At 72.3% G+C, this 8725-nt stretch carries 12 protein-coding genes; 4 read left to right on the plus strand and 8 right to left on the minus strand.

Annotated elements, in window-relative coordinates:
* Window positions 1-129 precede the first annotated feature (129 nt).
* From AB0M28_RS38685 to AB0M28_RS38695, 3 genes are read right to left on the minus strand one after another with little or no spacing between them, the layout of a single operon-like run.
* On the minus strand, window positions 130-1383 hold the full coding sequence (locus tag AB0M28_RS38685; RefSeq protein ID WP_365415225.1) for an NAD(P)/FAD-dependent oxidoreductase: 1254 nt from the start codon (window positions 1381-1383) through the stop codon (window positions 130-132).
* The gene (locus tag AB0M28_RS38690; protein ID WP_365415227.1) at window positions 1380-1793 is read right to left on the minus strand and encodes a GtrA family protein; all 414 of its coding nucleotides are present in this window, start codon (window positions 1791-1793) and stop codon (window positions 1380-1382) included. Before AB0M28_RS38690 ends, AB0M28_RS38685 begins: the two co-directional genes overlap by 4 nt.
* Window positions 1780-2820, minus strand: coding sequence for a glycosyltransferase family 2 protein (locus AB0M28_RS38695; protein ID WP_365415229.1), 1041 nt, complete (start codon window positions 2818-2820; stop codon window positions 1780-1782). The genes AB0M28_RS38690 and AB0M28_RS38695 overlap by 14 nt, the downstream gene beginning before the upstream one ends.
* A gap of 203 nt (window positions 2821-3023) precedes the next feature.
* Between AB0M28_RS38695 and AB0M28_RS38700 the strand changes: the two genes are divergently transcribed.
* On the plus strand, window positions 3024-3719 hold the full coding sequence (locus tag AB0M28_RS38700; RefSeq protein ID WP_365415231.1) for an ester cyclase: 696 nt from the start codon (window positions 3024-3026) through the stop codon (window positions 3717-3719).
* A gap of 47 nt (window positions 3720-3766) precedes the next feature.
* Here the strand turns inward: AB0M28_RS38700 and AB0M28_RS38705 are convergent, their stop codons facing one another.
* On the minus strand, window positions 3767-4045 hold the full coding sequence (locus tag AB0M28_RS38705; protein ID WP_365415233.1) for a CopG family transcriptional regulator: 279 nt from the start codon (window positions 4043-4045) through the stop codon (window positions 3767-3769).
* 112 nt (window positions 4046-4157) lie between these two features.
* Window positions 4158-4403 (minus strand): hypothetical protein, encoded by a 246-nt coding sequence (locus tag AB0M28_RS38710; RefSeq protein WP_365415235.1) that lies wholly within the window; start codon window positions 4401-4403, stop codon window positions 4158-4160.
* A 137-nt stretch (window positions 4404-4540) separates the two neighbouring features.
* On the opposite strand from AB0M28_RS38710, the gene AB0M28_RS38715 reads away from it, so the two are divergent.
* Entirely contained in the window at window positions 4541-5404 is an 864-nt protein-coding gene (locus tag AB0M28_RS38715) for a class I SAM-dependent methyltransferase (protein WP_365415237.1), read from the plus strand.
* 95 nt (window positions 5405-5499) lie between these two features.
* On the opposite strand, the gene AB0M28_RS38720 is transcribed toward AB0M28_RS38715, so the two are convergent.
* Genes AB0M28_RS38720 through AB0M28_RS38730 form a run of 3 tightly spaced genes read right to left on the minus strand, consistent with a single transcriptional unit; the run spans window position 5500 to window position 7329 of the window.
* Entirely contained in the window at window positions 5500-6417 is a 918-nt protein-coding gene (locus AB0M28_RS38720; RefSeq protein WP_365415239.1) for a M56 family metallopeptidase, read from the minus strand.
* Entirely contained in the window at window positions 6414-6782 is a 369-nt protein-coding gene (locus AB0M28_RS38725) for a BlaI/MecI/CopY family transcriptional regulator (protein ID WP_365415241.1), read from the minus strand. The genes AB0M28_RS38720 and AB0M28_RS38725 overlap by 4 nt, the downstream gene beginning before the upstream one ends.
* Complete coding sequence (locus AB0M28_RS38730) at window positions 6766-7329, minus strand: hypothetical protein (protein WP_365415243.1); 564 nt, start codon at window positions 7327-7329, stop codon at window positions 6766-6768. The genes AB0M28_RS38725 and AB0M28_RS38730 overlap by 17 nt, the downstream gene beginning before the upstream one ends.
* A 122-nt stretch (window positions 7330-7451) precedes the next feature.
* On the opposite strand from AB0M28_RS38730, the gene AB0M28_RS38735 reads away from it, so the two are divergent.
* On the plus strand, window positions 7452-7892 hold the full coding sequence (locus AB0M28_RS38735; protein ID WP_365415245.1) for a hypothetical protein: 441 nt from the start codon (window positions 7452-7454) through the stop codon (window positions 7890-7892).
* Between the two features lie 90 nt (window positions 7893-7982).
* Entirely contained in the window at window positions 7983-8630 is a 648-nt protein-coding gene (locus AB0M28_RS38740) for a DUF305 domain-containing protein (RefSeq protein WP_365415247.1), read from the plus strand.
* The last annotated feature ends 95 nt before the right edge of the window (window positions 8631-8725 follow it).

The raw sequence follows: 8725 nt of genomic DNA on the forward strand, positions 1-8725 counted from the left end.
CGCGCAGCGAGACCCCGCAGGGAGGTGTACGAGAGGATCAGTCCTCGGTCGTCGCACCCTCGGCGTCAGCCGAGACCGTCTCCGCGGTCTCGTCAGGCGGCACACCACCAGGTCCGCGCAGGCGGGTCCTCAGCCGAGGACGCGGCGGGTGACCCGGCGGGCCATGGCCACGGCGTAGTTCTGCCCCCGGTCCTGCGGGTACACCTGCGCCATCGTCGCCAGCGTGACCCTGCTCATCGCCGTCTCGTGCGGCGGGATCAGCGCCCGGTACGCGGGGGTGACGACCGGCTGGGCGAACGGTGCCCGGGAGAAGTGCCAGTCCTTGATCCACGAGCGGTCGAAGGCGGGGTTGAGCCGCCGGAGCCACGGCACGTACGCCTCCAGCAGCTCCGCCGGACCGGTGGTGAACCGCCAGTCGTCGCGCGGCACGTAGTTGCCGACGTACACCACGTGCCGGCCGCCGTAGTGGCTCCGGTCCACCATCCGGGTGTGCTCGACGACGGCCAGGAAGGGGAAGTCCGTGTCGTTGACGTTGAGCCAGTAGTACGGGATGAGGCTGTCGTCCAGCTCCAGCACGAAGCACGTGGCGCCGAGGTACTGGTTGCGCCAGACCGTGTCGTCGGCGGGCAGCCCGGCCGCCTTGGCGAAGACCGGCTGCGGGGTGGTGACGATCAGCTGGTCGACGTCGTACGACGAGCCGTCCTCGGTGGACACCGTGACCGTGTCGCCGTGCTGCGCGATCCGTGCCAGCCGCTTGCCGAACTCGATCTTCCCGCCCCGCTCGGTGACGGCGTCCGCGAGCGCGGCGTACACCTTCTCGAACCCGCCCTCGACATAGCCGAGTTCGAAGGTGCGGCAGTGCACCCGGGCCCACAGCCAGGCCATGGACACCTCCTCGGCCCGCTCGCCGAACTTGCCGCGCAGCAGCGGCTCCCAGATCTCCGCCGTGGCCCGCCGCCCGGCCCACCGGCGCAGCCAGGACAGCGCGGTGACGTCGTTGAACCGCTCCCCGTTCCGTACGGCCTTCAGCAGGGCGGACGAGGCGGCGAACCGCAGTCCGGTCAGCGGCGGGAAGAAGCGCAGCATCTGGGCGGGCGTGGTGAAGGGGCGCAGCCGTCCGTCGCGGTAGATGCCGGTGGTGGGCTTGGTGAAGCGCAGGTCGTCGGCCAGGCCCAGCTCGCCGATCAGGTCGATGACGTCCCGGTCGGAGCGGAAGATGTGGTGGTAGTAGCGCTCCAGCGGCCTGCCCTGCACGCTCAGCGAGGCGGCCAGCCCGCCCAGCTCGTCGGCCGCCTCCAGCACGGTCACGGTGTGCCCGGCCCGGACCGCGTCGTACGCGGCGGTCAGGCCGGTCGCGCCGGCCCCGATGATGCCGAGGTTCAATTGAAGCTCCACTTCCGGTTGAGCACGAACTGCACCGCCAGGACCAGCGGCAGCGACCCCGCCTTCACGAGGTTCGGATCCACCCCGAACCGCCCGGCGGCAAGCCACAGCAGTCCGAAGGTCAGCGCGATGCCCACGAGCCCCACGGCGTAGAAGCGCAGGAACCGCACCAGCAGCCGGTCCCGCTTGCCGAAGGTGAACAGGGCGTTCAGCACGAAGTTGTTGGTGATGCCGAGGGTGGTGGAGACGCCGTTGGCGAGCTGCTCGTGCAGACCCAGCCCGTTGAACAGCAGGAGGAAGGCCACCAGGTCCAGCAGCACCCCGCTGCCGCCGACGAGGGTGTAGCCGACCAGCTGCCGCAAGCCGCCGCCCTCCCGGACGGGCGGCGGCGGCGCGTCAGTCGCGGTCATGCGGTACGGCGCCTTCGGCGGGCGGGGCGGCGTCCTCCCCGATGACCTGGCGGACGATGTACAGCGGCCGCCCCTGCACCTCGCTGTACGTCCGCCCGATGTACGACCCCAGCACCCCGAGCGACAGCATCTGCACGCCGCCGAGGAACAGCACGACGACCATCAGCATCGTCCAGCCGGACACGGTGATGTCGGGGGCGAACACCTTCATCGCCACCGCGTACACGATGCCGACGGCGGACAGCGCCAGGACCGCGAACCCCAGCCGGGTGATCAGCTTCAGCGGCACGGTGGAGAAGCCCGTCACACCGTCGATCGCCAGCCGGGCCATCTTCCGCAGCGGGTACTTGGTCTCCCCCGCGAACCGCTCGTCGCGGTCGAAGGCCACCTCGGTCTGCGTGAAGCCCATCGAGGCGACGATCCCCCGCACGAACCGGCTGCGTTCGCGGTACCGCCGCAGCTCGTCGGCCACCTTGCGGTCCACGAGCCGGAAGTCCCCGGTGTCCAGCGGGATGTCGGCGTCGGCGCAGGAGCGCAGGATCCGGTAGTACGCGGCGGCCGTCGACCGCTTGAACAGGGAGTCCCGCCGGCTGCGGCGGCGCGCGTGCACGATCTCCGCCCCGGCCAGCCAGGCGTCGATCAGCTCCAGGCTCACCTTGGGCGGGTCCTGCAGATCGGTGTCCATCACGATCACCGCGTCGCCGCGCGCGGCGTCGAGCCCGGCGGTGATGGCGATCTGGTGCCCGAAGTTCCGCGCGAAGTCCACGACGCGCACGCGCGCGTCCCGGGCCGCCAGCTCGCGCAGCACGCCGAGCGACCCGTCGCGGGAGCCGTCGTTCACGTACACGATCTCGAAGGCCAGCTCGGGCCGGGCGGCCAGGGCGGCGGTCAGCTCGGTGTGGAACTGCCGGATGCCCTCACGCTCGTTGAAAACCGGCAGCACATAGGAGACGAGCGTCCGCCGCTCCCCCGCCACCTCGCGCCGGGCGGGCACCACCACACCCAGCGCGTCCACAGCTTCGACCATCCGCCGAACCTAGGGACACCGCCTGAACACGGGGCGAACGCGCCATGTCGTACACGACGCGGTCAGTTGGCGGCACCGCGCACGCCGTACCGCGCTGGGGTACGTACGGTTCCGCGCGGACCGCGGCGAGGGTATCCACGGAGGACAAGACCGGCAATCCGGGCATAGCCTGATAGAAGGACCTGGATGTCTGGAGGTGCGCCATGGGCTTCGTGCAGCTCATCGACTGCAAGACCAGTGACGTCGACCAACTCAACCGCCTGATGGACAACTGGGCCGAGGCGACCCAGGGCAAGCGGACCGCCACGCACTCGATCGTCGGGCAGGACCGCTCGGACTCCACCCACGTCGTGGAGATCGTGGAGTTCCCGTCCTACGAGGAGGCGATGAAGAACTCCCATCTCCCCGAGACCGACCGTATCTTCCAGGAGATCGTCGCGGCCTGCGACGAGATGCCCACGTTCACGGACCTCGACGTGGTGCGCGACGAACAGCTCAACAAGAGCGTCGTCCAGCGCTTCTTCGACGTGGTGGTCAACGGCGGGAACCTCGACGCGGCGGACGAGCTGTGCACCGCCGGCTACCGGGAGCACGACCCCGCCCTCTCCTCGTACGACATCGACCTGGCCCAGGCCAAGCTGGAGAACGGCGAGATCATGGCCGCGTTCAACCCCACCCTCACGCTGGACAGCGTGATCGCCGAGGGCGACCTGGTGTCCTGCCGGATCACCTACGAGGGCCGGCACACGGGCACCTTCCAGGGACTCGAACCGACCGGCCGGGCCGTGACGGGAACGGGCCACGCCACGTTCCGCCTCCGGAACGGCGAGATCGACGAGAGCTGGTGGAACTGGGACGACCTGGGGCTGATGCGGCAGCTGGGCGTCGTGGAGGGGTGACGGTCAGACCTTCCTGACCAGGACCGTGGGGGGCGGCCCGCGCTTCGTCACGCGGTCCCGCCCGCGCGCCCGTTCGCGTCCTGCCGCCGGCGTTCGTGCTCGGCGTCCAGGTCGTCCAGCTCCTCCAGCGCGGCACCCCGCTCCTGCGCAGTGACCGGACCGTGCTCCTCCTGCAGCGAGTCCACCAGCTCACGCAACCGGTCACGGTCCCGCTGCGCACGCAGGGCCTCCGCAACGTATGCCGAGAGCCCGCGCTCTGCGGCCTCCGCACGGATGTCGTCCAGGAGGTCCTCGGGAATCGTCACCGTCACTTTCTTTGTCGCCATACTGTGCGTCACATTCCCCGCACTTCCAGACAGGCAATCCTGCCGCAAGGCGAAGTACGGCCACAGGGAGCCGGGGCAAGCGGGCGGCGAGGTGAGCCCGCATCCGGGGCCCCTATCCCTTGGCGTCCATGACGCCGGCGAACCAGAGGCCCGCGCCGGCGCCGGTGATGCCGCCGACGAGGTAGAAGGGCGAGTGGCCGCCGGGCAGGACGGTCACCGCGTCGGTGAACTCCTCGATCCAGTTCGCGACCAGGGTGATCACGCAGAGCCAGAAGAGCGACCAGCCGACGGCTCGGGACGGGACGGAGCGGGTGTGCAGCCTCCCGATCCGCGTCCGGGACTTCCTCGCACCGGTCATGACACCGCCTCCTCTTCACGCGCGTGCGCCGCCTTCACACGCGTGCGCCGCCCTCCCGCAATCCGGGATCCGCTATACAGCTAAGTAATTTAGCAGTAATGTCCGCGGTATCCCAGAGGCGAGCCGACGGAGGGCCCATGCCGGTTCCGAGCACCGCGCGGCCGTCCGGCCGGACCGGAGCGCTGTCGCGCGAGATCGCCGTGACCGAGCAGTTCGGGGACCCCTCGGCGGCGTCCGGCTACGCCTCCGCGTACGACGGATGGACGCCCGCGGCACGGTACTTCCGCTCCCGGCTGCACGCCGTCGGCCAGTCCCTGGACTCCTGCCCCGGCGGCGACCTCCTCGACGCGGGCTGCGGTCCCGGCATGCTGGTGCGCCACCTGCTCGACACCCGTCCCGGCGACTTCCGCATCACCGCGTGCGACCGGTCGCACGGGATGATCGGGGCGGCGGCCCGCCGCGTCGGCGGTGCCGGCGGGGTCGGCCTGGCGGTGGCCCGGATCGAGGACCTGCCGTTCGCCGACGGGAGTTTCGACGTCGTCCTCGCGACGGGGGTCCTCGAGTACGTGGACACCCGTCGGGCCCTGCGCGAGCTGGCTCGGGTCGCCCGCCCCGACGGCCTCGTCGTCGTGACGATGCTCAACCCCCGCAGCCCCTACCGCCTCTTCGAGTGGTGCGTCCACTGGCCGGCGCTGCGGGCGCTGGGCCGGGTCGAGCGGCTGCTCGGGGTCCCGGCGCACCGACGCCACGGAGCGGGCAGGTCCGGCATCCGGGCGGTCGGTCCACGACGGCTCCGCACGCTGCTGCGGGACGCCGCGCTGTGCCCGGAGGACGTCGTGTTCTACGACCTGACGGCCTGGGTGCCTCCGCTCGACAAGGCCGTCCGGCGGCGGTTCCGCCAGTGGCACAGCCATCCCGAACCGACGGTGAGCCGGGGAAGACGCAGCTGGCTCGGCTCGGGCTACCTCGTCGCGGCGAGACGGGCCTCGGGGGACGCGTAGGGGCTGCCCTCCGGATCTCGCGGGGGTCCAGGTCCGCCGGCTGTCAGCCGGAGTCCGGTCCGCGCCTCGTCAGTCAGCGGCCGGGCCGCCCGCCCTCAGCCGACGGCCGGTCCGCACGCCACCAGCAGCGGCAGCAGGGGCGCCGCGACGGAGCCGACGACCAGCCCGAGCCCCGTGACGCGGCGCGGCTTCGCCGGCGGCGCGAGCACCCGGCGCAGCCGGATCAGCGCCCCGGGGCCGCCGGCGCCGAGGGCGGCCTGCGGGGTCTGGCCCGCGGCCACCTCGCACATGGCCGTCGCCAGGACCTCCCGGGGATGCGCGCTCAGCGCCCGGTCGTCCGCCGCCATCTCCAGCAAGAGTGTGGTGTGCTCGCGGGCCAGCCGGGCCAGCGGGAGCCCGGGGAAGGCGCGGGCGAAGGCCCGCGCGGCGGCGTGCAGCAGATGATGGCGGCCCGCGATGTGGGCGCGCTCGTGGTCGAGCACCGCGCGGAGCTGGTCGTCGGTCAGCGCGTCCAGGGCGCCCTGGGTGACGACGATGCGCCGCGACCGGCCCGGCAGGCAGTACACGGCCGCGGCGTCGTGGTCCACCACCGTGGCGCCGTACTCCGGAGCGGGGCGTCCGACCAGCGCGAGCAGGTCCAGATGGCGCCGCCGGAACCGGCGGCTGCGCCACAGACCGTGCAGCAGCCAGCCCGCCGGGAGAAGCACGACGAGCGCCGGAGGCAGCAGCAGGAGTACGTCCGTGACCGTCGGCGCCGCGTCGCCGGCGGGGGCACCGCCCGGCACGCCGCAGAGGCTGAGCAGCCCGACCAGGCCGTCGTGCACGTGCTGCTCGACGAGCATGACGTGGTAGACGGCGGACGAGGCCGCGACCACGAAGGTCGCCATCAGCCCCAGCCAGGCCAGGACGGCGATCCGCGGCGCCTGGTGGGCCCAGCGCGCCCGGGCCAGCCCGTACGGCGCCGCCACCCCCGCGAGGGCGGCGTACACGGCCAGCGCGAGCGCCGTGATCACGAGCCGCCCCGGCGCTTCGCGGTGCGCAGCGCCAGGCGCAGCGCGTCCACCTCCTGCGGCGAGATCTGCTCGACGAAGCTGGCGAGGGCGCCGGCCGTGTCCGGGTTGCCGCCGAGCGCCTCCTGCATCAGGGACGCGGTGTACTGCTGGCGGGTCAGGGTCGGCTCGTACAGCCAGGCCCGGCCTTCCTTCTCGCGGATCAGCAGGCCCTTGCGGTAGAGGATGTCGGCGACGGTCTTGACGGTGCTGTAGGCGATGGGGCGCTGCTTGTTCAGGTCCACGAGGACCTCCCGCGCGGTCGCCGGCCGCCCCCAGGCCCAGAGGCGGTACATGATCTCGGCCTCGAGCTCACCCAGCTGTCGCACGCTCGCTCCTCTCGTCACCGGCCGGCGCGGGCCGTGCCGACGGCGGCACACCATCGTAGTCGGCGGCCGGCGCCGGTACGGGGCAGCTTTCGGCGGCGCGCAGGCGTCGCACCAGGGCGTACGCCAGCAGGCCGACGGAGGCCACGCCGAGCACGGGCTGGATGGGCGCCCAGTACGACAGGGCCCCGCTCACTCCGAGGGCCAGCACGACCAGCTTGTTGCAGACCGGGCAGCCGACGGCGAAGGCGGACAGCAGCCCCGCGGCCAGGGCCCGCACGCTGCGGGGCGCGGGCGCCGGGGGCGCGGGTGCGGGGTCGGCGTCACCTGCGGTGGACGGCGCGGGGGTGCGGTGCCGTACGTAGGTCGCGATGAGGAGCCCCTCCAGGACCGAAGTGACGGCCCACACGGGGTAGTTCCACCACAGCACCGGGGTCATACGCGTGTAGAGCGGCGTACTGATCACTCCGGTCGGTACGCCGATGGCGACACCCGCGACCAGCGCGACCCCGAGCGCCGCCAGCCAGTGGCGCAGCGTCCACATGCGCATGCCTCCCCCTTCCGTGGGCCGAGCATCCGCCAAGAAGCTTAGCGGATATCCTGCGCTGTGCACCGTTCGGGCAACCGGGCTCCGGCCTTCAGTACGCTCGTCCGGGAGAGGAGATCGCGATCGTGAGTACCGGCTGGTCCCGTGCGGGCGGCGTCATCGGGCGCTTCCTGTTCGTCGCCGTGCTCGCACTCGGGGTCGTGGTCATGCACAGCACCGGCCACCCGGACGACTCCTCGACCCGGCTCGGCGGTATGGCGCACGCCGCCGCGGCGCACTCGTCCGCCATGCCCGCGGCGGCCGTCTCCCCCGCGGCCGAGTCCGGTCCCCACGGACCGGCCACGGAACCCGGGTCCGGCACGCACGACCCCGCGGCCGGGATGGACATGGCCGCGCTGTGCCTGGCGGTTCTCGGCCCCTGGGCGTTCGCCGCCCTGCTGCGCGCCGCGTTCGCGCGCAGCGGCACGCGTCCGGCCAAGCGGCTCGCGCACGCCGACGCGGCCCTTCGCCGCGGGCCCCCGCCGCGTCCTCCCGATCTGACCCGTCTGTCGGTGCTGCGGATATAGGCCGCTGCCACCCCGCCGCCGTGCCCCACCGGTACGCGGCGGTGTCCGGCATGCCCGTACATCCGTATCCGAAGACAGGACAGCATCACCATGACCAGCAACAAGCGCGCGCTCGGACTCTCCCGCGGCCGCCTCATCGCCGTCGCCGGACTCCTCGCCGCCGGCGCCCTCACCCTCACCGCCTGCAGCGACGACAGCGGCGACGGCGGCATGCCCGGCATGAACCACGGCGGTTCCAGCAGCTCCGCCGCCGCGCAGGAGACCACGCCGGCGTCGTTCAACGACGCGGACGTCACCTTCCTCCAGGGCATGATCCCCCACCACCAGCAGGCCCTGGAGATGGCGGAGCTGGCCGGCACCCGGGCCGCCGACCAGGAGATCAAGGACCTGGCGGCGCAGATCGCGAAGGCCCAGGACCCGGAGATCACGACCATGACCGGCTGGCTGAAGGCGTGGGGAAAGCCCACCGCGATGCCCGGCATGGCCGGCATGGACCACTCCGGGATGAGCGGCATGATGTCCGAGGCCGACATGACGGAGCTCAAGTCCGCCAAGGGCACGGCCTTCGACCGCGCCTTCGCCGAGATGATGATCGAACACCACAACGGCGCCATCCAGATGGCCGGCACCGAGCAGAAGACCGGCAAGAACACAGACGCCAAGCAGCTCGCCGACGCCATCATCAAGGCCCAGTCCACCGAGATCACCCAGTTCCAAACCATCCTCAACCGCCTCTGACACCCCACCCGACCCCCGGCCCCACCGGCCGGGCCCCTGCTCCATCCACACCGGGCTCCGGCCCCGCCACACCCCGCGGGGGCGCAACCCTCCCC

The sequence above is a fragment of the Streptomyces sp. NPDC051940 genome (assembly GCF_040680895.1).
In the GTDB taxonomy this organism is placed as follows: Bacteria; Actinomycetota; Actinomycetes; order Streptomycetales; family Streptomycetaceae; genus Streptomyces.

Excerpts from the sequence above, each read along its gene's own strand:
- AB0M28_RS38690 (WP_365415227.1), bottom strand. The coding sequence starts at position 1,793 with ATGACCGCGACTGACGCGCCGCCGCCGCCCGTCCGGGAGGGCGGCGGC.
- AB0M28_RS38695 (WP_365415229.1), bottom strand. The coding sequence starts at position 2,820 with ATGGTCGAAGCTGTGGACGCGCTGGGTGTGGTGGTGCCCGCCCGGCGC.
- AB0M28_RS38700 (WP_365415231.1), top strand. The coding sequence starts at position 3,024 with ATGGGCTTCGTGCAGCTCATCGACTGCAAGACCAGTGACGTCGACCAA.
- AB0M28_RS38705 (WP_365415233.1), bottom strand. The coding sequence starts at position 4,045 with ATGGCGACAAAGAAAGTGACGGTGACGATTCCCGAGGACCTCCTGGAC.
- AB0M28_RS38710 (WP_365415235.1), bottom strand. The coding sequence starts at position 4,403 with ATGACCGGTGCGAGGAAGTCCCGGACGCGGATCGGGAGGCTGCACACC.
- AB0M28_RS38715 (WP_365415237.1), top strand. The coding sequence starts at position 4,541 with ATGCCGGTTCCGAGCACCGCGCGGCCGTCCGGCCGGACCGGAGCGCTG.
- AB0M28_RS38730 (WP_365415243.1), bottom strand. The coding sequence starts at position 7,329 with ATGCGCATGTGGACGCTGCGCCACTGGCTGGCGGCGCTCGGGGTCGCG.
- AB0M28_RS38740 (WP_365415247.1), top strand. The coding sequence starts at position 7,983 with ATGACCAGCAACAAGCGCGCGCTCGGACTCTCCCGCGGCCGCCTCATC.